General features: G+C 62.6%; 19 protein-coding genes, 1 tRNA gene and 1 pseudogene. 5 read left to right on the top strand and 16 right to left on the bottom strand.

Annotated features, from left to right (window positions below; genetic code table 11):
* Positions 1–210: 210 nt before the first annotated feature.
* Entirely contained in the window at positions 211–846 is a 636-nt protein-coding gene (locus ACVWZM_RS32660; RefSeq protein ID WP_456855593.1) for a hypothetical protein, read from the bottom strand.
* Between the two features lie 543 nt (positions 847–1389).
* Positions 1390–1665 (bottom strand): DUF2285 domain-containing protein, encoded by a 276-nt coding sequence (locus tag ACVWZM_RS32655; protein WP_253589667.1) that lies wholly within the window; start codon positions 1663–1665, stop codon positions 1390–1392.
* An 89-nt stretch (positions 1666–1754) separates the two neighbouring features.
* On the opposite strand from ACVWZM_RS32655, the gene ACVWZM_RS32650 reads away from it, so the two are divergent.
* Positions 1755–1988: a helix-turn-helix domain-containing protein gene (locus ACVWZM_RS32650; RefSeq protein ID WP_253589666.1), complete on the top strand. Its 234-nt coding sequence runs from the start codon at positions 1755–1757 to the stop codon at positions 1986–1988.
* 638 nt (positions 1989–2626) lie between these two features.
* On the opposite strand, the gene ACVWZM_RS32645 is transcribed toward ACVWZM_RS32650, so the two are convergent.
* The 4 genes from ACVWZM_RS32645 to ACVWZM_RS32630 all read right to left on the bottom strand — a co-directional run bounded on the left by ACVWZM_RS32645 (position 2627) and on the right by ACVWZM_RS32630 (position 5475).
* Positions 2627–2702 (bottom strand) — tRNA-Lys (locus tag ACVWZM_RS32645).
* 164 nt (positions 2703–2866) lie between these two features.
* A complete protein-coding gene (locus tag ACVWZM_RS32640) occupies positions 2867–3457 on the bottom strand; it encodes a Spy/CpxP family protein refolding chaperone (RefSeq protein ID WP_456855592.1) in 591 nt (196 codons plus the stop codon).
* 162 nt (positions 3458–3619) lie between these two features.
* The gene (locus ACVWZM_RS32635) at positions 3620–4903 is read right to left on the bottom strand and encodes a TRAP transporter large permease (protein ID WP_092090549.1); all 1284 of its coding nucleotides are present in this window, start codon (positions 4901–4903) and stop codon (positions 3620–3622) included.
* Entirely contained in the window at positions 4903–5475 is a 573-nt protein-coding gene (locus tag ACVWZM_RS32630; RefSeq protein ID WP_057020631.1) for a TRAP transporter small permease, read from the bottom strand. The genes ACVWZM_RS32635 and ACVWZM_RS32630 overlap by 1 nt, the downstream gene beginning before the upstream one ends.
* Before the next feature lie 253 nt (positions 5476–5728).
* Here ACVWZM_RS32630 and ACVWZM_RS32625 point away from each other — a divergent pair, with 253 nt between their 5' ends.
* Complete coding sequence (locus tag ACVWZM_RS32625; protein WP_057015126.1) at positions 5729–6892, top strand: IS4 family transposase; 1164 nt, start codon at positions 5729–5731, stop codon at positions 6890–6892.
* 194 nt (positions 6893–7086) lie between these two features.
* Here the strand turns inward: ACVWZM_RS32625 and ACVWZM_RS32620 are convergent, their stop codons facing one another.
* Together ACVWZM_RS32620 and ACVWZM_RS32615 are read right to left on the bottom strand one after the other, a co-directional pair.
* The gene (locus tag ACVWZM_RS32620; RefSeq protein ID WP_028342401.1) at positions 7087–8091 is read right to left on the bottom strand and encodes a TRAP transporter substrate-binding protein; all 1005 of its coding nucleotides are present in this window, start codon (positions 8089–8091) and stop codon (positions 7087–7089) included.
* A gap of 1081 nt (positions 8092–9172) precedes the next feature.
* Positions 9173–9526, bottom strand: a complete 354-nt coding sequence (locus ACVWZM_RS32615; RefSeq protein ID WP_057020632.1) for a DUF2200 domain-containing protein — start codon at positions 9524–9526, stop codon at positions 9173–9175.
* Positions 9527–9837: 311 nt separating this feature from the next.
* Between ACVWZM_RS32615 and ACVWZM_RS32610 the strand changes: the two are divergent.
* Positions 9838–10787 (top strand): annotated as a pseudogene (locus ACVWZM_RS32610) (MBL fold metallo-hydrolase).
* A 692-nt stretch (positions 10788–11479) separates the two neighbouring features.
* Here the strand turns inward: ACVWZM_RS32610 and dapD are convergent.
* The 4 genes from dapD to ACVWZM_RS32590 form a co-directional block, all read right to left on the bottom strand.
* Entirely contained in the window at positions 11480–12451 is a 972-nt protein-coding gene (gene dapD, locus ACVWZM_RS32605; RefSeq protein WP_253589664.1) for a 2,3,4,5-tetrahydropyridine-2,6-dicarboxylate N-succinyltransferase, read from the bottom strand.
* Between the two features lie 232 nt (positions 12452–12683).
* Positions 12684–15470, bottom strand: a complete 2787-nt coding sequence (gene fdhF / locus ACVWZM_RS32600) for a formate dehydrogenase subunit alpha (RefSeq protein ID WP_456855591.1) — start codon at positions 15468–15470, stop codon at positions 12684–12686.
* Positions 15471–15506: 36 nt separating this feature from the next.
* A complete protein-coding gene (locus ACVWZM_RS32595; RefSeq protein ID WP_456855590.1) occupies positions 15507–17219 on the bottom strand; it encodes an NADH-ubiquinone oxidoreductase-F iron-sulfur binding region domain-containing protein in 1713 nt (570 codons plus the stop codon).
* A gap of 207 nt (positions 17220–17426) precedes the next feature.
* Positions 17427–18680: a molybdopterin molybdotransferase MoeA gene (locus ACVWZM_RS32590; protein ID WP_456855589.1), complete on the bottom strand. Its 1254-nt coding sequence runs from the start codon at positions 18678–18680 to the stop codon at positions 17427–17429.
* Between the two features lie 184 nt (positions 18681–18864).
* Between ACVWZM_RS32590 and ACVWZM_RS32585 the strand changes: the two genes are divergently transcribed.
* On the top strand, positions 18865–19749 hold the full coding sequence (locus ACVWZM_RS32585; RefSeq protein WP_283069765.1) for a formate dehydrogenase accessory sulfurtransferase FdhD: 885 nt from the start codon (positions 18865–18867) through the stop codon (positions 19747–19749).
* Positions 19742–20374 carry a molybdenum cofactor guanylyltransferase MobA gene (mobA, locus tag ACVWZM_RS32580; RefSeq protein ID WP_057015079.1) on the top strand — a complete coding sequence of 211 codons (633 nt, stop codon included), beginning with the start codon at positions 19742–19744 and terminating at the stop codon, positions 20372–20374. Before ACVWZM_RS32585 ends, mobA begins: the two co-directional genes overlap by 8 nt.
* Before the next feature lie 115 nt (positions 20375–20489).
* Here the strand turns inward: mobA and ACVWZM_RS32575 are convergent, their stop codons facing one another.
* The 4 genes from ACVWZM_RS32575 to ACVWZM_RS32560 form a co-directional block, all read right to left on the bottom strand.
* Positions 20490–21128, bottom strand: coding sequence for an HD domain-containing protein (locus tag ACVWZM_RS32575; RefSeq protein WP_456856804.1), 639 nt, complete (start codon positions 21126–21128; stop codon positions 20490–20492).
* A 188-nt stretch (positions 21129–21316) separates the two neighbouring features.
* Complete coding sequence (locus ACVWZM_RS32570) at positions 21317–22309, bottom strand: LysR substrate-binding domain-containing protein (RefSeq protein ID WP_456855588.1); 993 nt, start codon at positions 22307–22309, stop codon at positions 21317–21319.
* A 318-nt stretch (positions 22310–22627) separates the two neighbouring features.
* A complete protein-coding gene (locus tag ACVWZM_RS32565) occupies positions 22628–24187 on the bottom strand; it encodes a 2-isopropylmalate synthase (protein ID WP_038383406.1) in 1560 nt (519 codons plus the stop codon).
* Positions 24188–24596: 409 nt separating this feature from the next.
* Positions 24597–25610, bottom strand: coding sequence for a phosphatase PAP2 family protein (locus ACVWZM_RS32560; protein ID WP_456855587.1), 1014 nt, complete (start codon positions 25608–25610; stop codon positions 24597–24599).
* Positions 25611–25673 lie beyond the last annotated feature (63 nt).

Genomic DNA, 25673 nt, shown 5'->3' with positions numbered 1-25673 from the left:
CGTCGCACGGTCATAATCGTTCGTTGCATTGCCTGTTAACCCTCGTGGCGGGTGCAGGAGAAGTCGCGATCGTGCCGCGCGGCGCCTTGGTTTCGATCCTGCGGTTTGCGGGTAGGAAGAGCCCAACTTCCTGCCGGAAGCCGGGCTCTGGAGTATCTGGCAGGCGATCGGGCTCAAGGCACGTTTTGCCGTTACGCAGTCCCCGAACTGTTAGTTGGCCCCATTGCTTGGGAACAGCACCTTGTAGGGAATTCCCAACTCATCCACCTCATCGAATTCATGGATGGACAGATAGGGACTGCCCCCTTTCAGAAGCTTTTTCACTTCGGACCGACCGAAGGTGATCCTGTCGAGAAAGCTGCGGATTGCCCTAACCGATTGGTTCGCCCGCTCTACGCTTTCTTTGACGTGGGATTCACGCCGAGCTTTGATCGCAACCGCGAGATCAATGTCGCCCAAATCCGCCTTATCGGTGAGATAGCTGCCAAATACGCGCACCCCAGTAACCTTGTGCGTGAGCTCGTCGCGTTCATTGATGCTGACCACGCGAACCAGAAAGGTTTGGAGTAAGGCTTCGGCCTTCTCTCTCGAAATACGCGAGATGAACCTCGCATTGCATAGCTGCCTCCCAAGAGGTGCAACTAGATAGTGTGTTTTGTCATTCTCGTGACGTATCACATAGCCCGCCCTGACCAGGGCCTCTTCGATTTCCTGCTTCCGGCCGCCATTGACCTTGAACTGCTCTCCAATGGCCTCAGCGGGAAAGCTTACCTCGTGAAATCTGAGAAAGTCCCGCAACTTGATCAAGCGAACTCCAGCAAGCGTCTCGTTCTTCCCCACCTGCATTATTGATCTCTCATGATTTGAAGATTTGCGCCTACATACACGATGCACAGAAGAGTGGTTAACAGCCACGCATCCTTATTCGCGTCCGACAACGCGGTAGACACTTGCTCGGCTGATCCTGACGTGACTCGCGATTGGCTCGCGCCTAGAGCATGTTCTTTTGCCGGAATCGAGATTCCCAGAGACGATTTCTGATTCAAACTCCACGCTGGGGAACGGCGGCCAGCATGGATGATGCGACCCTATTCGGAAGACCTCCGCGAACTCGCTCTGGCGAGGGCTACCGCCGTGCCAATGGCATTCGACGCATACCTGTTCGCAACCGTCAATGACCATCTGAAGCGGGTTGTCACTGGGGCCGCCTGTCGAACTCAGGCTTTGCGTCCTCCGATATGCAGCAGCCAACAAGGATTGCGGCGCAATAGTTACAAACGACCGCGTAGTGGGAAGTCCCTAGTTTGACACCACGTGGTGCCTCCGGATCACCACACATTGGCTGGGGGATACGATTTCTATATCCGCGCTTGAATCGACGGATTTCTTCTAATTCGACCCTACACCACGTAAGACACGTCCCCGTTCCGTCATCCATTTAGCGCGCGAGAGATGGCTCTGGTATGCGTTGTGCGCGCGGTCCGCCTCACGCTCCGGATTGATATGTAGGACGATTCGGGCCACGTCCCGCCAGTCCGCCCCCTCACCCTCGGCCTGCAGAAGGCGAATGTAAGTCACAACGTGCTGCTCATCGTAGAATGTCGGCGCCGGCTCAGTGGGAGCCAGGTCAGCCACATCAGGATCGAGCGGCGGTGTCTCCTGCATAATCCCTTCCAATAGCCGCGCCCCCAAGGCTGCGAGCTTGAATACTATAGTCTGTAGTCCTTTAGTGTTCAAGGCAACACTGTGAGGGTGTGAAAAGCCCCAATCTGGCCTTCGGAAAAATCATTGCTGGCCTAAGGCTTTCTGCTCGCCTTTCGCAGGAAGAGCTGGCCGATCGGGCGACTATTCATCGGACGTATGTGAGTCAGATCGAACGAGGGCTGAAATCCCCCACGATCGTCACGCTCTTTCGCTTGGCGAAAGCACTTGACACGACCCCCAGCAAGATTCTGAAGCAACTCGAAATTGACATTGGCGCGGCGTGACCATGCGAACGTCTACATCCGTGTCGCGGCTAGGCTGTCCCGCCTTCGGACAATGTGCGGAAGGTCAGAACCTCGGTACCGATCCTCCACATCGTGGACGCCGTCGCAGACGCGCTCGCGGACCGAGGGCTGGTGGGCGCTACGATAGGTGTGATGGCGGGAGACGGCACGCTCCATGCCGGCATGTACCACGAGCGCCTCGCCAAACGAGGATATTCCTGCCTGATACCAGATGCGAAGGCGTAGCGCGACGGTGGCTTCTGGTGCTGCCACAAGCGTGGGGGGATCAGGGAAGATCGTAGGTTGGCAGGAAACAGTGGGAACGCGTAGCGGGGGAGCGAATCGAACGCCCGACCCGAACGGTCCGGTTCTGGTTTTGCAGCAAGCCGTACCCTGCGGCGACGGGCCAGCAGATTGTCCGTTTTGCTCGCCCTAATATCCTATTCTACGACGAGCACATTATCGACCTATACCATCCGATCTGCGCGCTGTATCGAATGGGGTGAAGATACAGAGACAAAGGGAAAGTCGCGTAGCAATGCGGTCGCGCGACGGCCGTCCACAAAAAACGTCGCACGAGACTCGTTTTGGTCTCGACCGCCATCTCGCGAAGGTACTGGAAAAGAAGGCCTTTTCCTTGGTGGGCGCACCAGGGCTCGAACCTGGGACCCGCTGATTAAGAGTCAGCTGCTCTACCAACTGAGCTATGCGCCCGGAACTTGTCCGGAAATGACCCTCGCAAGAGAGCGGTCGTTTAGCAAAGCGATTCCCCGATGTCCAGCAAGCTCAAGCAAGTTTTCCCGACTTTCTGACAACCGAAAGGTCGCCGGAATCCGGCGGCCTTTCATAGACTTGGCGAGGGTGCCGGCGGACAGCGCTCAGAGCCGGCCGGAGCGCTCCTGATCAGGGCCATCGTCGCGGTCGAAACGGTCGTGATCGAAGCCGCGGCCGCCGCGCTCCCAGCGGTCCATGCCGCGCTCTAGGCGGTGGCGGCGCCAGCCTTCGGCGCCGAAGCCGCGCCCTTCCATATGGGTCAGCATGCTCAGCCGCCGCTTCTGGTTGTCGTCGAGCGTCTTGTAGAGCGGGTCGGCGGCATCGGCGATCTTCGTCAGCGACGTCGCGGTCGCCGCCATGTTGCCGACGCGCTCGCGCAGGCGGGCGACCGGATCATCCGGCTTCTGCGACTTGTCCGCATCGGTCTTCTCGGCGGCCATCCGCGCATTGGCACGATCGAGCCGCATCTTCGCGAAGTCGCGCACCGCGGCCTCAACCGGCGGCCACAGCTTCTCCTGATCGGCGTTGAGCTTCAGCCCGGCGTGGACGGCGGCGATCCGCGCGTCGAGGAAGGCGGCCCGATCCTCGGGGCTCATCCGCATATGGCCGTGGAACCAGGGACGATGCTGGGCATAGACCGCGGTCGAACCGGCAATCGTGAGCGCCGCGATGCCGGCGAGCAGAACTTTCTTCATACGAACCTCCTTTGAAGGTTGCTCGAAGATGATGCCGCCCGCCCGCGCCTTCAACTTACGGATTGGACAGAGAGAGCTCTGTAACCAAGATGTAATCCGCTTTCATTGCACCGCAGAAACATCCAAGGCGCGAGGTCGCGCTTTGGATGTCTGTTGTTTGCGCTAGATCATGCCGAGCAAGCGCGGCAGCCACAGCGAGATCTCCGGCACGTAGGTGATCAGGCCGAGGAACACCAGCATCGCGCACAGCCATGGCAACACCGAGATGGTGATCTCGCTGATGCCCATCTTGGCGATACTGCTCGCAATGTAGAGGTTGAGCCCGACCGGCGGGTGGCACAGCCCGACCTCGGTGTTGACGATCATCAGGATGCCGAGATGCACCGGGTGCACGCCGAGCTTGGTCGCCAGCGGAAACAGGATCGGCGCCATGATCAGGAGGATCGACGACGGATCCATCACGTTGCCGGCGAGCAGCAGGATGATGTTGACGACGAGCAGGAACATCCAGACCGAGAAGTTCTTGTCGATGATCCAGGCCGCCATCTCCTGCGGGATCTGCTCGTGCGTCATCAGGAACGAGAACAGCACCGCGTTGGTGATGATGTAGAGCAGCATCGAGCTCATGCTCGCCGCCTGCAGCAGCACCTTCGGCACCTCGGAGAGCTTCAGCTCCTTGTAGACGAATACGGTGATGAAGAAGGCGTAGGTCGCGGCGACCGCTGCGGCTTCGGTCGGCGTGAAGATGCCGCCATAGATGCCGCCGAGCACGATCACGATCAGCAGCAGGCCCCAGATGCTTTCGCGGAACGCCGTGAACTGCTGGCCGATGGTCGCGCGTGGCATCTTCGGATAGCCGTTGCGCTGTGCGACGAAGAAAGTCACCGCCGCCAGCATCAGCGCGAGCACGACGCCCGGCACGATGCCGGCCATGAACAGCGCGCCGATCGAGGTGTTGGTGGAGACGCCGTAGAGCACCAGGATGATCGAGGGCGGCACCAGGATGCCGAGCGCGCCCGAGGTCGAGATCACGCCGACGCCGAACCGCTTCGGATAGCCGTGATCGACCATCGCCGGCATCATGATCGAGCCGATAGCAACCACGGTGGCGACGCTCGAGCCCGAGATCGCCGCGAACATCGCGCAGGCCGCGACGCCGGCCAGCCCAAGGCCGCCGGGCAGATGTCCGACCAGCGAGGTGGTGAACGCGATCATGCGCCGCGCGACGCCGCCGCGGGTCAGGAAGGTGCCCGCCAGGATGAAGAACGGGATCGCCATGATGCCGAAATTGTCGAGACCCGAAAACAGCTTCAGGCCGACGCTCTCGATCGGCACCTCGGTCATGGTGAACAGGAAGGTGAGCACGGTAAGGCCGAGCGAAATCGAGATCGGCATGCCCGTCAGCATCAGGGCAAACAGCAGTCCGAAAATAAGTGCGGCGCTCATCACGCTTCTCCAAGCGCGACGGGCGCGGTCTTGCTGGTCTCGACGCCATCGACATGGGAGGCGTCATGGTGCGGCAGGTCGTCGGTCCACCAGTAATTCCAGCACACCTGCAGGAAGCGGAAGCACATCAGATAGGAGCCGAGCGGGATGCAGGCGTAGACGATCCAGCTCGGGATCTCGAGATCCGGCGAGACCTGGTCGGTATGCATCAATTCGAACACGAATTTGGCACCCATGGTGCCGACGATCCCTGTGAATAGCGCGCCGCCGAGCAGGCCGAAGGTGATGGTGCGCTTGCGCCAGAAATCGTTGAGGCGGTTGATCAGGACGTCGACGCCGACATGGACGCCGGCGCGCACGCCATAGGCGGCGCCGAACTTCGCCATCCAGATGAACATGTAGATGCAGAGTTCCTGCGACCAGGCGAGATTGATGCCGAACAGGTACGGATAGAGCACGGGAACGTCGACCAGAAAACGGTGCACGACCGTGACGAAGGTCAGCAGCGTCGCGGCCCCCATCAGGCTCGCGATGATGATTTCCTCGAGCCGGTCCAGAATTTTAAGCAGCATTGATCTCCCCTGTCATGGCCTGATGCCGCAACCGGCCACGGCACCCTGGCCGCGACCTCACGCGGCCGCGGCGTTCACTATGTTTGCGGTTCAAGTCCCGCGTGACTGTTGCCGTCGATCGGAGCTGCCTCCGATCTACCTCGCCCCGCGTGCGCAGGGGTGTCCGGGGAATGATTCACTGTGTCGCGGTGCATGCTCGGCAGGACCGAGGCAAATCGGTCTTTTCTGGTTGTCGAGACACAGAGGGCCGAGCATGCGATATCGCGGTAGCATTTTTGGAAGGCTGCTTGAACCGATCAATCGACGGCAGTTTCAGACGGTTGTGGATCGTCTGGACGGGGATGCCTACGACAAGTCGTTCAGGAGCTGGGATCATCTGGTGGCGCTGATCTATGCCCAGCTTAGCGGCAACAGCAGTCTGCGCGGGGTGGTGACTGGCTTCAACGCCAATTCGCAGCATCACTATCACTTGGGAACCGGCAAGCTGTCGCGCTCGACGTTGTCCGATGCCAATGCCCGCCGTCCGATCGGCATTTTCGCGCAAACCTTTGCGGCGCTGTCGGCGATGGCGCGTCGCCAGCTGCGGAGTGAAGGCATGGAGATGGTGCGTCTGATCGACGCCAGTCCGATCCCGCTCGGCAAGGTCTGCAGTTGGGCGACGTGGAACGGCCGCATCCGCGGCATGAAGCTGCATGTCGTCTACGACCCAAGGAGCGATGTCCCGACCTGCGTCGAGATGACGGCCGCGAACGTCAATGACATCGAGATCGGCCGACAGACCCCAATCCAGCCCGCCACCACCTATGTGTTTGACAAGGGCTATTGCCGTTTCGACTGGTGGCAGAAGATCAATGATAGCAAGGCTTTCTTCGTTACCCGGGCGAAGACGAGCATCCGTCTTCGCTCGCTCAGGCATCGCGCCATCCGCAAGCGTAACGGGGATGGCTTCGAAATCCTTGCCGATGACGAGGTGAAGCTCACCAGCAAGGGCGATTCGCGCCTTCCAATCCCGCTCCGCCGCATCAAGATCAGACGCGAGAAAGGCGGCAAGATCACACTCCTGACCAACGACCTTGCCCGTAGCGCCGTCGAGATCGCCGCCCTCTACAAGAGCCGATGGCAAATCGAGCTGCTGTTCCGCTGGATCAAGCAGCATCTCGATATTCGCAAGTTCCTCGGCGCCAACGACAACGCGATCCGCCTTCAGGTGCTCGCTGCGATGATTGCCTACCTGCTGCTGCGCATCGCCGCTCACACCAACTGCATCAAAATGCTCCCGCTCAGGTTCGCCGAACTGGTCGGCCAGCTCCTGCTCACGCGTCGATCCCTCGCTGCCATCGACAAACCTCCGCCCATCAACCCCAGCCGTCGGAAATCAACCATCTCACCTGACCAGATGGAGCTCCGCTATGCCTGAATTTCCCCGGACACCCCTGCCGCGTGCGGGGAGAGGTCGAAATTCAAGCGCAGCTTGAATTTCCGGTGAGGGGGAGCTTCCGCGAGCACATCTGGAGCCGCGTTCGCGGAGAAGGCCCCTCACCCCAACCCTCTCCCTGCAAGAACCGGGAGAGGGAGCTCGTCTGGCATCGCCTCAGCGGCGAAGCATCGCAGCTAGTTCATCGGGCTGCGGCCGGTTTCCTTGAGGAATTCGTCGATCAACGGCTGGCCGACGCGCGATGCCACGTCCTTGTAGACCGGCATCATCGCCTTGCGCATCGCCTCGTCCTGCTCCGGCGTCAACGCGACGATCTCGGTCTTGCCGGCCTTCTTGATCTCGGCGAGCGCGTCGTCGTTTTCCTTGGCCGACTGGCTGTTGCCGAACTCGGTGGCTTCCTTCATTGCCTTGGAGAGCTGCTCGCGGATATCGGCCGGCAGGCCGTCCCAGAACTTCTTGTTCACGACCACGACGTAGCCGATGTAGCCGTGATTGGTGACGGTGGCGTACTTCTGCACCTCATGCATTTTCTGGGTGTAGATGTTCGACCAGGTGTTCTCCTGGCCGTCGACCACGCCGGTCTGCAGCGCCTGGTAGACGTCGGAGAATGCCATCACCTGCGGGATCGCGCCGAGCGCGCGGAACTGGGCTTCCAGCACCTTCGACGACTGGATGCGGAACTTGAGCCCCTTGTAGTCGGCGGGCGCGACCAGCTTCTTGTTCGCGCTCATCTGCTTGAAGCCGTTGTCCCAATAGGCGAGACCGGTCATGCCCTTGGAATCCAGCTTCTTGAGCAGCTGGGCGCCGAGCGGCCCGTCGGTGACCTTCCGCAGCGACTTCAGGTCGGGCAGGATGTAGGGCAGATCGAAGACTTCGAATTCCTTGATGCCGATCGGGCCGAACTTCGAGTTTGACGGCGCCAGCATCTGCACCGCGCCGAGCTGCAGCGCCTCGAGCTCTTCCTTGTCCTTGTAAAGCGTCGAGTTCGGGTAGACCTCGACCTTCACCTTGCCGCCGGTGTACTTCTCGGCGAGTTCCTTGAACTTGTCGGCCGCCTTGCCCTTCGGCGTATCCGAGGCCACCACGTGGCTGAATTTGAGAACGATCGGCGACTGCGCCGCCGCAGGCCCGACAAAGGTCAAAGCCGCGATCGACGCCGCAGCCAATATGAGTTTACGCATGTTTCCTCCCGCGTAATTGCGGAGCGCGAATACCGGCCCCGAGACATCCGGTCGCACCATTACAGACAAGCAAAGACGATTGCCATTGCCCCTTTAGCAGGGGCCAATTGCACCATTGCTGCACTGCAAAATTCGATGCGGCGGTATCCCCTTCGGCTCTTGCGACCGTTCAATGACACCGCCCGCACGCTGTGCCCGGCCACGGCAATGAGGTCAATGCGAGGTTTGGCAATGGCGGGTTCGCCGGGCGCGAATGCTGCGCGTGTTTCTTGCCGGCTGTCGCCCTGCGAAAACAGAGATCCATACGCCGCGGCAAATCTTGCAGATGTGACTCTTCGTTGTCGTCCTGGCGAAAGCCCATAACCACCGCATTTGATTGTGAACGAGGTCGTGGCCCCAGCATCGCGCAACAAGTCTCATTTGGGGTAATGGGTCCTGGCTTTCGCCAAGACGACACTGACGCCAAGACGACACTGAATGTGTTGGACCACGTGTGGCTCATGCTTCCGCAGTCTCGCGGCGCATTGCGTCCGAGCTTTGCATCTTGTTCCGCCCTCACCTCAAGCAGAGGGCGCAGGGAAAGCCGGGTGCCGATCGCACCCATGGGCCCCGAGCAATGGGTAGAAAGCTCGGGGGTAGGACCACAGGTGTAACCGGAAACAACCCGGCTTTCCCTGCGCGATGGGCTACGGCTTACTTCGTGCTCTCCCCGGCGAGACTGGGCTTGGTTGTCACCGTCTTCGCAACGCGCACTGCGCAATCGGAAAAGACACCTGCCGCTAGGGCGTCAGGACCACACGACTTCACCGTCCGCCTCATGCACGTTCGTCAACTGCGCAATCGGCGTCCACCGCATCTCGACCCACGTTCGTGACGACCGCGAAGCGCCCCTCGTGTCGGGTGAGACGGGCAGACCATACACCGAGCCACGTTTCGGATAAAGCGAAATATTTTTGTTGCGAAGGCTTGCGCCGTCGGGCAACTCAGTGGTAGCGGCCCTCCCCGGTCCTTTCGTCATTGCGGGCGACGCACCAGCGTCCGGTGTCGCCTCGCCGGCGAACGGAATCCGGTCGATCAGGCGTCATTCCCTCCGCAGGATTTTATCCATGGCCTTTCCACGCGCCAGCTCATCGATCAGTTTATCCAGGTAACGAATTTCCCGCATGGTCGGCTCTTTGATTTCCTCAACCCTGACACCGCACACCATGCCCTTGATCAAGGCCCGCGAAGGATTCATTTCAGGCGCCTTTGCGAAGAACGTTTCGAAGTCGGTTTGTTTTTCCAACTGAGCTTCCAGCTCCTTCGAACCGTAGCCGGTCAACCAGGAGATCACCTGATCAACCTCCGCTTTGGTGCGTCCCTTCTTCTCCGCTTTCGCGACATAGAGCGGGTAAACGCTTGCGAAGCTCGTTGTATAGATCCGATGCTTGGCCATGAATTGCTCCGAACGTTCGTATTCCGGGGTCTCGACGAGGAGATATTAGTCCTGAGTTGAACCGGCTTCGCCAATCCGAAGTGTCGCACGTGGCTAGGGGCATGGCGATGGCCTGCTGCCTCCCGTTTCGTCCCCAGCGCTCGCGTGCGGCGGCCCGCATGCGTTGGCAGCAATCGCTCTACAGCGACGGCAACCACTCTGGGGCGGCGCCCCACCCGATCCGTTAGATCACCACCATGTCCAATCCACGGGCGGAAACAATGCGGCCCGCCGGGATCGAACATCAGGATCGAACGCAGGAGTTTTCAACGATGAACCAGATGATCCGCAATACTCAGCAAGCATGAACCTCGACAATGTCTCGCACGCCGGTCAGCCGGGGCCAAACGAGTTGGTGCCATCGCGCTACGCGCTGAAGATCGGCGAGATCGACGTGCTGGTCGTCAGCGACGGGGTGCTGCCGCTGCCGACCAAGATGCTGGCGCACAATGCCGAGCCGGCCGTCCGCGCGGCCTGGCTGGACGACATGTTCCTGCCGCCGGACGCGTTCGACTGGGCGCTGAACGTGGTCGTGGTGCGAAGCGGCGGGACAACCATCCTCGTCGACGCCGGGCTGGGGTCGGACCCGGACCTGCACCTGCCGAAGGCCGGGCAGACGGTCAAGCGACTGGAGGCGGCCGGTATCGATCTTGGGTCCGTGACCGACGTGGTGCTGACCCACATGCACATGGACCACGTTGGCGGGCTGCTCGTCGAGGGCGTGAAGGAGCGGCTGCGTCCGGACCTGCGGATCCATGTGGCGGCTGCCGAGGTCAAGTTCTGGGAGGCGCCCGATTTCTCCCGCGTCTCGATGCCGCCGGGTTTCCCCGACGCGCTTCGTGCGACGGCCAAGCGGTTCAGGAAGGAATACCAGAGCCAGCTGCGGCTGTTCGACGAGGAGCACGAGGTGGCGCCCGGAGTGGTCGTCCGTCGCAGCGGCGGCCACACTCCCGGCCACAGCGTCGTTCGTCTGGCGTCCGGCGGCGACCGGCTGACATTCGCCGGTGACCTCGTATTCGCGGTCGGGTTCGAGCACCCCGAATGGCACAATGGCTTCGAGCACGATCCCGAAGAGGCGGCCCGCGCCCGGATCAGTCTGATGCGGGAACTGGCGGCGAACCGCGAGCTGCTGGTTGCCACGCATATGCCGTTCCCGTCCGTCGGACATGTCGCGGTCGAGGGTGACGCCTTCCGTTGGGTGCCGGTGTTCTGGGACTACTGAGACCTTGTCGAGTTAGAGCCGAACCGGGGCGCGTACTCATATCGATCATGGGTGCGGGCTCCGGCTTCCGCGCGGCCCTTCTGAGCAAAGGTCGGCTACGGGCCCCACAAGCTGTCATTCAAGCCGGCCGAGAGCGAATTAGCTTGCCTTGATTTGAGTCCTTTTGCACTCTCAGGCAAAGGAGGCCGATGCATGAAGATAATGACCGTCGCGTGCGCTCTCGGAGCGGCCCTCGTGCTGTGCAACCTCGGGACGTCTGGTGCTGAAGCCCGGGCGCGGAAGGCACAAGTCGTTCATGAACCAAGGAGGGTCATTATCCCGACGCCCGTGATAAGGCCAACTCCGTGGGACTATTATATTGTTCCACGATATCAATATCGCCCTGAAGACGACCGGGTCGATCCATACGCCCCGCCCCTGGTGTCGTCGTGGCGCCTCTATGAGGCGTGGCGGTGGCCATACTGGTGGTGAACAGCGATCGCGCCAAACAGATCGCAATCCGAGTGGTGATCGTCCCCTGACGGACGGGGACTAGTGTGCTGAATGCGAAGTTCGTGCGATTTCGCGGCAGCCACTTTCACGAACTTCGCATTCATAAAGCACACTAGAATCATAAGTTTGCTAGTGTCCTTATCGAATCCGAAGTTCGCTCCGAAGGTGCGGCAAATGATGCGAACTTCGGATTCGGGACACTAGCTGTGAAGTTGCGCGTTGAGGCCGTCCCAATTTGGCGTACGCTTGGTTGCCTCAAGAGCGCCGCTCTGGGAATTCCGACGAAAAAGCAGGCCCTTCTGGCCCGAGAGTTCTTTGGCTTTCAGGACTCGGCCATCTTCCAAAAGGATGCGCGCGCCTGCCGTGACATAACAGCCCGCTTCGACGATACAATCGTCACCCAATGAAATGCCGATACCGGCGTTGGCTCCGATCAGGCAGCGCTCACCGACTGTAATCCTCTCTTTCCCTCCTCCGGACAGAGTGCCCATGATCGACGCTCCGCCACCAACGTCGCTGCCGCTTCCCACAACCACGCCGGCGCTGATCCGGCCTTCGACCATGCAGGGACCGAGCGTACCCGCGTTAAAATTGCAAAAGCCTTCATGCATGACGGTTGTGCCCGGGGCCAAGTGGGCGCCGAGCCTTACGCGATCCGCATCAGCAATTCTCACGTCCGCTGGCGTCACATAATCGGTCATGCGCGGAAACTTATCCACGCCTGTCACCTCGAATGCGAGGGCACGCTTTCGTGCCTCCATTCGCGCGTCCGGTACACGGGAGCACTCACAGGGACCGAGGGTCGTCCAGGCAACGTTAGGTAAGAGACCGAAAACACCCTCGAGGTTCAGACAATTCGGCCGGACGAGCCGGTGGCTCAGCAGATGGAGTCGAAGATACGCGTCGTGCACGTCCGTCGGCGCAGATGCAAGGGAGCCAATTTCTGTACGGATTGGAACGATGTCGACATTGCGAATGTCGTCGTGTCGCGCATATCCGTCCGCCGACTCGCCCAACGATCTGCTGACCTCGTCCTTCGTGAGAGGGACCGTTGCCGTCTTGTCGGCCTCCGCGACCAGGCGCAGCTGAAGAAACCAGGAATCCAGCACGCGCCCATCAGCGGCAATCGTCGCAAATCCCTCGCCTCTCGCGCCCCTCAGCTCTATCGTCATCTGAATTTCTCACACTGCGATCCTGCACGTCATGCATACGCGAGTTCTCGTGGAAATGGCAACTTCCGGGCTCTCAAACGGGTCCGCTTTGGGGCAAAGGGCGACATGGGTCCACGCCGCAGCGACGTCCGGCTCTTACGCTCTGAGCGGACGTCGATCGACGGTGCTTGCGGTGCTGTGTCGGGCGAGCGAGTAGCCGGCGGGCGGCTTTCCGCGCTTCGTCCCCGGACCGCTATTCCGCCGCGGTCCGGATATCGATCTTCTCGGCGCGGACCGCGCAGAACTTGAACTCCGGAATCTTGCCGAACGGGTCGAGCGCCGGGTTGGTCAACAGGTTGGCCGCCGCTTCCGCGTAGCAGAACGGCATGAAGACCATGTTCTCGGGCACGTCGCGGTCGGCACGCACCTTGACCTCGACCGCGCCGCGGCGCGTCTCGAGACGGATGAAGTCGCCGGGCGCGAGTCCCTTCTTGTGCATGTCCTTCGGGGTCATGAACGCGACCGCTTCGGGCTCGATCTGGTCCAGCACCTGGGCACGGCGCGTCATCGAGCCGGTGTGCCAATGTTCGAGCACGCGGCCGGTCGACAGCACCATCGGGTACTCGTCGTCGGGCAGTTCGTCCGGCGGGATCACCTTGGCCGGCACGATCCTGCCGCGGCCGCTTTCGGTCGGGAAGCCGGTGGTGAAGATGATCTCGTTGCCGGGCTTGTCGGGATCGTCGACCGGATAGGTCACCGCGCCCTCGCGCACCAGGCGGTCCCAGCTGATGTTCTTCAGTGACGGCATCAACTCGGCCATCTCGGTGAAGACCTCGCCCGGCCCCGCATAGTTCCAGGGCAGTCCCATCCGCTTACCGATCTCCTGGATGATCCAGAGATCCTGCCTTGCATCGCCCGGCGGCTTGATCACCTCGCGCGCCAGCTGCACGCGGCGGTCGGTATTGGTGAAGGAGCCGGACTTTTCGGCGAACGCCGAGGCCGGCAGGATGACGTCGGCGTGGAACGCGGTCTCTGTGACGAACAGATCCTGCACGACGAGATGATCGAGCTTGGCCAGCGCCTCGCGCGCGTGCTGCAGGTCGGGATCGGACATCGCGGGATTCTCGCCCTCGACATACATGCCGTGGATTTCGCCGGCGTGGATCGCATTCATGATCTCGACCACGGTCAGGCCGCGCACCGGATCGAGCTCCTGCCCCCAGAGTTTCTCGAAGGCGCCGCGCATGTCGTCGCGGCCGACCGGCTGGTAGTCCGGAAGGAACATCGGGATCAGGCCGGCGTCGGAGGCGCCCTGCACGTTGTTCTGCCCGCGCAGCGGATGCAGCCCGGTGCCGGGGCGGCCGACCTGGCCGGTGATCAGCGCGAGCGCGATCAGGCAGCGCGCATTGTCGGTGCCGTGGACGTGCTGGCTGATGCCCATGCCCCAGAAGATGATCGACGATTTGGCGCGGGCATAGGCGCGCGCGACCTCGCGCAGCGTCTCCGCCGGAATGCCGCAAATCTGGGACATGCGCTCCGGCGTGAACTCATGGATCTTCGCCTTCAGCTCGTCATAGCCCTCGGTATAGCCGGCGATGTACTGCTCGTCGGTCAGGCCTTCCGTGATGATCGTGTGGATCATCGCGTTCAGCATCGCGACGTCGCTGCCCGGTTTGAATTGCAGGTGCTGCGTGGCGTGGCGCGACAGCGTCTGCCGGCGCGGGTCCATCACATAGAGCTTGGCGCCGCGCTTGGCGGCGTTCTTGATGTAGGTGGCGGCGACCGGATGGTTCACGGTCGGATTGGCGCCGATCACCCAGATCACCTCGGCGTCGGCCGCGGCCGCGAACGGCGCCGACACCGCGCCTGAGCTCAATCCCTCGAACAGCGCCGCCACCGACGAGGCGTGACACAGCCGCGTGCAGTGATCGACATTGTTGGAGCCGAAGCCGGTGCGCACCAGCTTCTGGAACAGATAGGCTTCCTCGTTCGAGCCCTTGGCCGAGCCGAAGCCGGCCAGCGCCTTGGCGCCCTTCTCGTCGCGGATCTTGCGCAGGCCCGCGGCGGCCAGATCGAGCGCCTCATCCCAGGATGCCTCGCGGAAATGGGTGTAAGGATTGGCCGGATCGACCTGGTCGTTGGCATCCTTCTTGACGCCGGGCAGCCGCACCAGCGGCTTGGTCAGGCGATTGGGGTGATGGATGTAGTCGAAGCCGAAGCGGCCCTTGACGCAGAGCCGGTTGTGATTGGCGGGACCATCGCGGCCTTCCGCGTAGATCACCTTCTCGTCCTTGACCTGGTAGGTGACCTGGCAGCCGACGCCGCAATACGGGCACAGCGAATCCACCTTCTTGTCCGGATAAGTGACGCGGGTCTGCTTGTCGTCGAGCATGACCGCCGGCATCAGCGCGCCGGTCGGACAGGCCTGCACGCACTCGCCGCAGGCGACGCAGGTCGATTCGCCCATCGGATCGTCGAAGTCGAACACGATCTTGGCATCGTGGTTGCGGTAGGCCATGCCGATCACGTCGTTGACCTGCACCTCGCGGCACGCCCGCACGCAGAGGCCGCACTGGATGCAGGCGTCGAGATTGACGCTCATCGCCGGATGACTGGTGTCGGCATGCCAGCGTTCAGTGGCGGGAAAGCGGCTTTCGGTCACGCCGGTCTTCTCGGCCCAGTGCCAGAATTTCGAGTCCGGATCGTGCGAGGTGTCGCGCGCCGGCTGGTCCGCCACCAGCAGCTCCATCACCATCTTCTGCGCCGCGACGGCGCGCTGGCTGGCCGACTTCACCTTCATGCCGACCGTCGGCGTCCGCTTGCAGGACGCCGCCAGCACGCGCTCGCCTTCGATTTCGACCATGCAGGCGCGGCAGTTGCCGTCCGGCCTGTAGTCCGGCGCGGGCGAATAGCACAGATGCGGGATCTCGGTGCCCTGGCGTTTGGCGACCTGCCAGATCGTCTCGCCGGCGCGCGCCTCGACCTGCTGGCCGTCGAGCTCGAACTGAATCGTCAGGCCTGAGTTCTGATTGTTGCTCATTCAAATCCTCGTCGAAATTCGTCTGCTCGGCCTCGCCTACTCGGCGGCTTGCTGCGGACGAAAGCCGTCCGGAAAATATTTGATCACTGAGGTCAGCGGATTGGAGGCCGCCTGACCGAGGCCACAGATCGACGCATCGCGCATCGCCTGGCTCAATTGGTCGAGCAGTTCCTTGTTCCAGACCGGCTGCTGCATCAACAGTGCCGCCTTCTCGGTTCCGGCGCGGCACGGCGTGCACTGCCCGCAGCTCTCGTCCTCGAAGAACTTCATCAGGTTCAGCGCGGCGTCCCTGACGTCATCGGCCTGCGAAAGCACGACCACGGCGGCGGAGCCGATGAAGCAGCCATATTTCTCCAGCGTGCCGAAATCGAGCGGGATGTCGTCCATCGACGCCGGCAGGATGCCGCCGGATGCACCGCCCGGCAGATAGGCCTGCAAGGTATGGCCATCGGCCATGCCGCCGCAGAACTCGTCGATCAACTCGCGCAGGGTGATGCCGGCGGGAGCGAGCTTGACGCCAGGATCCTTGACGCGTCCCGACACCGAGAAGCTGCGCAGGCCGTGGCGTTCGTTGCGGCCGTGGCTCTTCCACCAATCGGCGCCCTTCTCGACGATGTCGCGCACCCACCACAACGTCTCGATGTTGTTGATCAGCGTCGGCAGGCCGAACAGCCCGACCTGGAACGGATATGGTGGCTTGTGCCGCGGCAGGCCGCGCTTGCCCTCGATCGATTCCAGCAGCGAGGATTCCTCGCCGCAGATATAGGCGCCGGCGCCGCGCCGCAGATGCAGCGTCGGACCACCCGGTGGGAGCTTCGCGATCTCGCGCGCGAGGATGTCGCGGCAGGCCGGGTACTCGTCGCGGATATAGATGTAGACTTCCGGCGCCTCCACCACGTGGGCGCCGATCAGCATGCCCTCGAGGAAACGATGCGGATCGGTCTCGAGATAATAGCGGTCCTTGAACGTACCGGGCTCGCCTTCGTCGCCGTTCACCGCCATCAATCGCGGACCGGGCTCGCCGAGCACCGCGCGCCACTTGCGGCCGGTCGGAAAACCGGCGCCGCCGAGGCCGCGCAGCGACGCATCGTCGAGCGCCTTCAGCAGGTCTTCGCGCGGCAACTCGCCCGAGCGCAGGCGCGCCAGCAGCTGGTATCCGCCGCCCGCCACATAGGCGTCGTAGTCGACATATGGCGGAAGGTGTACATGGGTGTCGCCGCTCTTCGCCGCCGCCAGCACATTGGTGACGGTCGCATGATCGACGAAGTTGTGGCCGACCTCGGCAGCGGGCGCTGTGTCGCAGCGGCCGACGCACGGTGCGCGCACGACGCGGATGCCGGGGCCGGCGCGGTTCTGCAGATCCTTCAACAGCTGTTCGCCGCCGAGCATCGCGCAGGTCAGCGAATCGCAGATACGTACGGTGAGCGGCGCGATGTCAGCCTCGCCTTCCTTCACGATGTCGAAATGCGCGTAGAAGGTGGCGGTCTCGAACACTTCGGCGAATGACAGCTTCATCTCGTCGGCGAGCGCGGCAAGATGCGCCGCCGAGATCTGATGGTATTTGTCCTGGATCAGATGCAGATACTCGATCAGGAGGTCGCGCCGCCTCGGACGATCGCCGAGCAGCGTCTCGATCTCATGGGCGGCCACGGGGTCGACCTGGCGTCCCTTGGGCGTGGCCTTCGCTCGCTTCCTGCCCTGTCCGGGATGCTCGAACGCACGAACCTTGTGAACGTCGTCTCGACTCATGAAGCCTCGCCTTGGGAACCACGCTTTGCGCGAATTGCACTGCTTCGACGAACTCTATTCTCTGGTATGCCAGAGGCAAGCAGTTTTAGAACGCCTCTAGCAGCGTCGGGTTGCCGCGTAGGCCATTGTTTATGTTTGCCTATCGGGCGATCTGATTTTGCTATCGCGCACCCGTCGCGCTGCGCGGTCCCGACCGCGTTTCAGCTCTCACAGCAGGTCGGCGTAGCCGAGAAAGCCGACGGCATCGCCAGGTTCAACCCGCACCACCGACTCGCCGAGTTCGACCAGTCCATCGGTCTCGATCAGCGACGACAGCAGACCGGCTCCCTCGCGAGGAAACTTGTTCGCTTCCAGCGTACCGTCCGTCGCCCGTCGCAGCGAGACGCGGACATATTCGCGCCGCCCACTCTTCTTCTTGTAGCTGAAGGCCGCCCGCACCGGCATCGACAGCAAGGGGGACGGCACAGCGCCCGATAGCGCCAGCACGGTCGGCCGCACGACATGAACGAAGGTGACGAAGCTCGCCACCGGATTGCCGGGCAGGCCGATCAGCGGGGTGCCGTCGATGATTCCCATCGCCACCGGGCGGCCGGGCTTGATCGCCATCCGCCACAGCACCAGCGAGCCCGCCTGCTCGATGCCGGCCCTGACGTGGTCCTCTTCGCCGGTCGAGACCCCGCCGGTGGTCAGGATCAGGTCGTAGCGCCGCGCGACCTGCTTGAGCGCCGCGGCGAGCTCGGCCCGCTCGTCGCGCAGGATGCCGAGATCGCCGACCTCGCAACCGAGCCGCCGCAACATCGCCATCAGCATGAAGCGGTTGGAATCGAACAGTTGCGCTTCGGTGCGCGCGCTGCCGGGCGCAGCCAGTTCATCGCCGGTCGAGAACACCCCGACGCGAAGCCGCCGCACCACATCGAGCGTGGTGAGCCCAAAGGCCGCAGCGACCGCGATATCCTGCGGGCGCAGCCGCCGGCCCGCCGCCAGCGCGACGTGGCCGCGCGGAATGTCTTCGCCGCTGGGGCGCACATTGGCGCCGACCTTGAGGCCGGACGGCAGGATCACACGCCCGGAATCGTCGATCCGCACGTCTTCCTGCATGAACACGGTGTCGGTGCCATCGGGCATCGGCGCGCCGGTGAAGATCCGCACCGCTTGGCCCGCCTGCGCCGGCTGCGCCGACGCGCCCGCCTGCACCCGTCCGGCAACGGGAAACGCGCGCTCGCCGCTCGCCGGCAGGTCCGCGCCGGATACCGCGTAGCCGTCGACGGCGGAATTCTTGAACGGCGGCAGCGCAAGCGGCGCAACAATGTCGCCGGCCAGGATGCGTCCGTCCGCATCCACCAGGGCAACGGCTTCGGTCTCGCCGACAGGCTTGACCCGCGCGGCGATGATCGCGACGGCCTCATCGACCGACATCATCGGTCCGCCGAATGCGAAGCAGTCGTCCGAAAGCTGCGCCATGATCTCCCTCAGTCCTCGCCATCGACAAGATTTGTTCGACCCGGATCGCGAACTGCGGCGTTATCCTTAAAGCCGGACCGATCGATGGCAGTTCCCGCGACGCGGCGGAGAGTCGCCAGTCAGTCTCCGAACGTGCTTATATCCCTAGCTGCGTTGCCATGTGAACCCATCTGGACGTCAAGCAGTGCCCGAGAAAACCACCGCTCCCATCATTGTTCCTGATCCGGACGATCCGCGCCTGACGGAGCGCGTGGTCGGCGTCGATCAGACCGGCACGCGGACCGAGATCAAGGTGCCGGTCGAGCGGCCGCTGACGCTGTACCTCAACGCGCAGGAGATCGTCACGATGATGACGATCAACGACTACCCCGAATACCTCGCGCTCGGCTACCTCTTGAACCAGAACATGCTCAAATATGACGACGTCGTCACCGAGGTCGAATATGACGACGATCTCGAGGTCGTCGTGGTGCGTACCGCGCACCACACCAATTTCGAGGCCAAGCTGAAGAAGCGCACCCAGACCTCGGGCTGCGCCCAGGGCACGGCGTTCGGCGACCTGCTCGAAGCCGTCGAGAAGGTCGCGCTGCCGAAGGCCGAACTGCGAACCTCCTGGCTCTACCGGATGACGCACACCATCAACACGATGCCCTCGCTCTATCTGGAAGCCGGCGCCATTCACGGCTGCGTGCTGTGCAAGGAGGCGACGCCGGTGTGCTACACCGAGGATGTCGGCCGGCATAATGCCGTCGACAAGATCGCGGGCTGGATCTACCGGCACAATGTCGATCCGGCCGACAAGATTCTCTACACCACCGGCCGGCTGACCTCGGAGATGGTGATCAAGACGGTGCGGATGGGGATCCCGATCCTGGTCTCGCGCTCCGGATTCACGGCGTGGGGCGTCGATCTGGCGCGGCAGGTCGGATTGACGCTGGTCGGTCGCGCCCGCGGCAAGCGCTTCATCGCGCTGTCCGGTGAGGAGCGGATCGTCTACGACCAGAACCTCGACTATGTCGAAGAGGAATCGATGCGTCACAAGCGCAAGGGCGAGACCGACAATGACTGACATTCCGGGGACTAGCATCCCGGGCGTGCTGCTCGCCGGCGGCCTCGCGCGCCGGATGGGCGGCGGCGACAAGCCGATGCGCAAGATCGCGGGCCGCACCATTCTGCAACGGGTGATCGACCGTCTCGCTCCGCAATGCAGTGGGCTGATCATCAACGCCAATGGCGACCCGGCGCGCTTCGCCGCGTTCGGCCTTCCGGTCGTCGCCGACGATGTCGCCGACTATCCCGGTCCGCTCGCCGGCATCCTGGCCGCGCTCGACTGGACCGCCGCCAACCGGCCGGATGCGCAATGGGTGCTGAGCGCCGCGGGCGACTGTCCGTTTCTGCCGTGCGACCTCGTCACGCGCCTGGAGCAAGCGCGCGCGGCCGTGAATGCCGAGCTCGCGGTCGCTTCATCCGGCGGGCAGACGCATCCCGTCATCGGTCTCTGGAGCGTCCGCTTGCGGAACGAGTTGCGCAAGGCGCTTGTCGTCGAGGACGTGCGCAAGATCGACCGCTGGACCGCGCGCTATCCGCTCGCAACGGTCGAGTGGCCGACCGAGCCGCTGGATCCGTTCTTCAATGCCAACACCGTCGAGGACATCGCGGAAGCCGACCGCCTCGCCGCGCTCGACGGCGGATAGAGCATCGGTTCTGATTGAATCAGAACCGAAGCTCTAGATTCTTGTTTTGACGCGTTTTCTTCACGCGAACCGGCGTCCACTTCGCTCGAAAACGCTCTAACGTCCGCCGCCCCACTCAGCTCGGCCACGGCGTGTTGCGGATCCGGGTGCAGGCGTTCGGCCTGTGAAATGTGGGATCGCGCTCCGCGACGAAGTCGAAATTGACGGTGCCGAACGTGGTCTGCGGCTTCTTCAGGGCCGAGCAGGTCTGAACCTCGATGAACTCGTTCTTGAAATCGCCGCGGGGAAACGCGGCAAGGACGCCGTCGCGCTGCTCGGCGGTATAGTCATCGTATCCGACGCCGACGGCATCGACCAATACGCCTGCATTGGTGAGCGCGATTTCAGGCCGCATGTATTGCGGAATGCCGGGCGTGGTGTGCAAGGCGATCGCCTCCCACACCAGGTCCGCTTTGGGCTCGGCGATGCCGTGGCTCCTGAGAAATTTGCGCGCCGCATCGGCGCCGTCGACCTCAAACCGTTTGGTCTCGGTATGAAAATGTTCGACAAGGCCGAGATCATGAAACAGCGCGGCAACATAAAGCAGTTCAGCGTCGAACTTCAGATTTTGCCTGGCGCCCTTGAGCGCGCCGAACACAAACACGCGGACCGAGTGATTGAACAACATCTCGGTCTCATATTGCCGCACCAACTCGGCGGCCTCCCGCGCGATCTTGCTGTCCGGGATTCGAATGCCGGAAATCGTGTCCGCCATCATCGCACTCCTGCCCTGTGTAGTGCCCCGGATGCATGCACTGGACGGCCAATGGCGTCACGATTCATGCGCGCCGGCACTCCGCTGCAGTGAATCGTACCACTACCTAACCCGCGAAGCGGCAACCGGAAGGCCCCGGCTGCATGAAGATTCTGCAGGGAGATCGTGAGGCTGGTGCAATATCCGGCTCAGCGCACCTGCGCCACGCCTATCCGCGCCACGCTCCCCGCCTCCGCCGCCCGCAGATAGTCCAGCATCATACGGCTGGTTGCCGACAGATGCGCGGTGTCGCGGACCACGATCTTCAGCTCGCGCCGTCCCCAATCGTCGCGCAGCGGGATCGCACGAAGGCCCATCCCGGCGCCGACCACCTCGAAGGCGCGGTCGGGGATCAGCCCGAGCCCCATATTGGCCTGCACCATGCGGCAGACCGCATCGAAGCCGGGTACATTGATGCGCAGCCGCATCGCCTTGCCGGCTTGCGTCGCCGCATATTGCGAGCGCAGATAGATCGAGCTCGCGGTGTGCAAGCCGATATGGTCGAAATCGAGCGTCTCGGTGAACAGCAATGTCTCGCGGCCGGCCAGCCGATGGTCGGCGCGCATCACCACCACCAGATTGTCGTAGCGATAATGGAAGGCCTCGAGCGCGCGGCTGTCGGCCTCGGCCGAGCAGATGCCGATCTCGGCCGCGCCCTCCTCGATGCCGCGCACCACCTGCCCGCTCGGCCGCTCCTGCAGATCGACGCGGAGCAATTCATGCGCGGCGAAGAAGGCGGAGAGATCCTCGGGCAGGTATTGCACGATCGCCGAGAGATTGGCGAGCATGCGGACATGGCCGCGCACGCCTTGCGAATATTCCGACAGCTCGACCGCGATCTTCTCGACATTGAGCAGCGTCACCCGGGCGTGGTGCAGCAGCGCCTCGCCCGCCGGCGTCAGCGCCATGCCCTTGGCGAGCCGCTTGAACAGCGTAACGCCGAACGCCAGCTCGAAATCGTTCATCCGCTTCGACACCGCCGACGCCGCGATCCCCTCGCGCTGCGCGGCGCGGGTGAGGTTCTGTTCGTCGCAGACCGCGACGAACAGGCGAAGCGTTGTCAGGTCGACCCGGCGCGTCAGCGCGGTCTCCGCCGGCGTGGCGGCGCGCGGAAGGTCTGTCACGATGGAGGAGATCGGCATGGACGGCGTTCCCCGGGAAAGAACGCAGCGTAGCGCTGGAGATGGCGCGGAAGATTCCAAAGCAATGCGGGATGGAGCGGAATATTGGTAAATGATTCCAACGGTAACCGAAATGGTCTAATTTTATTCCAATCTGGCCAACTACCGCCGTCATTGCGAGGCGCGAAGCGACGAAGCAATCCATGTATCAGGAATGGGAGAGATGGATTGCTTCGCTACGCTCGCAATGACGGAGGACTCTCGCTCTAGATCTGCACGCCCAAACGAAAAACGCGGCGCCAGGGCGCCGCGTTTCAACCTGTCGGTCGACCGCGCTCGTCAGCCCGCAGCCTTGGCCGGGACGTCGCGCTGGCGCTTCATCACGATCTTGTTCAGCGCGCCGAGATAGGCCTTTGCGGAGGCGACCAGCGTGTCCGGATCGGCGGCGCGGGCCGTCATCGAGCGACCTTCATGTGCCAGACGCACCGAGACCTCGGCCTGCGCGTCGGTGCCTTCGGTCACCGCGTGCACCTGATAGAGCTCCAGCTTGGCCTCGTGCGGCACCAGGCGCTTGATGCAGTTGAAGACGGCATCGACCGGGCCGTTGCCCTCGGCCTCCTCGATCTTGATCTGGCCATCGACGTCGAGCTTCATGGTCGCGCGCTGCGGGCCATGGGTGCCGGCGATCACGGTCAGCGAGGTCAGCTTGATGCGGTCGTGCGCGGCCGCCATCTCCTGGTCGACCAGCGCCTCGATGTCCTCGTCGTAGATGTCCTTCTTGCGGTCGGCCAGCGCCTTCATCCGCGTAAAGGCATCCTCCAGCTGGTTGGCGCCGAGCTTGTAGCCCATCTCCTCCAGCTTGTGGATGAAGGCGTGGCGGCCGGAATGCTTGCCGAGCACCAGCGAGGACTGCTTCAGGCCGACCATCTCGGGCCGCATGATCTCGTAGGTCGAGGCGTCCTTCAGCACGCCGTCCTGATGGATGCCGCTCTCATGCGCGAACGCGTTACGGCCAACGATTGCCTTGTTGTACTGCACCGGGAACGAGGTGGCCGCGGACACCACCTTCGAGGCGCGGGTGAGCTGCGTGGTGTCGATCTTGTTCCAGAACGGAAACTTGTCGTTCCGCACATTGATCGCCATCACGATCTCTTCCAGCGCGGCATTGCCGGCGCGCTCGCCGATACCGTTGACGGTGCACTCGACCTGCCGCGCGCCGCCGACGACGCCGGCCAGCGAGTTCGCGACCGCCATGCCGAGGTCGTTGTGGCAATGCACCGAGAAGATCGCCTTGTCGGAGTTCGGCACGCGCTCGATCAGCGTGCGCATGAAGTGGGTGTATTCCTCCGGCACCGTGTAGCCGACGGTGTCGGGGATGTTCACCGTGGTGGCACCGGCCTTGATCACCGCTTCGACGATCCGGCACAGATAGTCCATCTCGCTGCGGGTGCCGTCCTCGGCCGACCATTCGACGTCGTCGATCTGGTTGCGGGCGCGGGCGACCATCGCGACCGAGGTCTCGATGACCTCCTCGGGGGTCTTGTTCAACTTCACCCGCATATGCAGCGGCGAGGTCGCGATCACGGTGTGGACGCGGCCGCGGCGGGCGAACTTCACGGCTTCGGCGCAGCGGTCGATGTCGGCCGGATGGGCACGGGACAGGCCCGCGATGACCGAGTTCTTGGAGCGGCGGGCGATCTCGCTGACCGCCTGGAAATCGCCTTCCGAGGTGATCGGGAAGCCGGCCTCGATGACATCGACGCCCATGTCGTCCAGGAGTTCGGCGACCTCGAGCTTCTCCTCGAAGGTCATGGTGGCGCCGGGGCACTGCTCGCCGTCGCGCAAGGTGGTGTCGAAAATGATGACGCGGTCCTTCTCGGACTTGTTCGCGGTGGCCATGTCAGAAATTCCTTTAAGCTTTGCGCCCGTCATGTTGCTCCCTGAGCAATTACCTGGGCGATATCAGGGTTCGGTGATCTCGTACAAACCCCTGAGTGCCCAGGCGCAAACGCCCAGCCGGCCCTCAGGGGCAGGTAAGAAGAAGGCCGCCAATAAGCAGGGTGGGCGCTGCGGCAGGGATCGCGGCGGTAGCCTGGGCCACCTCCCCTGAAATCCCATCAATTTGGCCGCGAATCAGCATTGCCAGACCCTGTTGAGCGCCAAAATCCTCGGGCAAAACCATTGACGGTTGGTTGCCGGGACGCGCTGTGCGCCGTCGTTCTAGACGATTATGGCAAGCTGCCGCAATGGGTAAAGATGGTCAGGTGGATTGACCTATCGTCATCGCATGGCTGGGGCGCGATCGCCCTCACCTGACTTCCGCCCGGGGCTCAGCTCGTTGCACCGCGGGTATCATCGCCCATGCTCCTCGCCGGACCACAGCCACGTGCCGCAGCATCCAGGTGTGAAGCCAACCAGCGAGGATCACGGACACGATCGTGATCACCAGACCGCCGATCAGGTCCGCGACGTAGTGACCGCCGACGATCGGCGTTGCCAGGATCATGCCCAGATTGACGAGCGTCATCGGGATGCGCAGCCAGCGGATGTTCCAGCTTGCCCAGATCAGGATCAGGGCTGCCGCGCAATGGAAGCTAGGAAACGCGATCAGTCCCTTGCCCTGGAAATTGCGCAGGCTTCTGAGGCTTCCTTCGCGAATCCGGATCAGCTCATCGATCCAGCCGTCGGACGACAGCGGCAAATTCCGGAACGAGGATATCTCGGTATCGCTGAGATGCAGATGGGTCCACGCCGTGGTGGCCGGAACCAGGGCAAAAATCACAATCGTCAGCAGCAGTGATATGATCGCCGCCAGGATGAATTTCTCAAGCGTCTTGACATCCTTCTTGATGGCCAGCGCCAGGATCACAACATTGGGCAGATAAAAAATCGAGTTATAGAATTCGCTCACGAAGCGGACCATCGTGTCCGAGCCCGCGAAGAACCCCGCATAAGCTCTCCAATCATATCCGATCAGCTGATCAGCACGCAGCAATTGGTCGTCGATCAGGGGACGGCCGACTGTCGCGGCGGCATAGGTCAACATCGTCGCGGCGATCGCAACCACCAGATTCTGCGACCAGCAGTTTATGAACAATTGGACGAATTGGATTCGCAGTCCCTTTGTCACGAGGTAGGCGCTGAGCAAGATCGCTGCCATCCCGCCATAGCCGGCCCAATTGACATCGACGTGCCGGAATCCGGACCAATGGAAGGCAGCAAAGCAACCAGCCAGGAACAGCAGGACAGGCGCCCATAGCACGCCCCTCAGTGCGTCATCGTTCGGGTTGTGACTGCCTGTCGCTAAATCTGTGGTTGCCATACCCCCATGTTGCGTCAATTCATTAAGATTGCCTTGCGAGCGGCCGGTACGCGCTGGGAATAT

The organism is Bradyrhizobium sp. USDA 4501, assembly GCF_054062115.1.
This window is presented reverse-complemented; position numbering and strand designations above follow the sequence as displayed.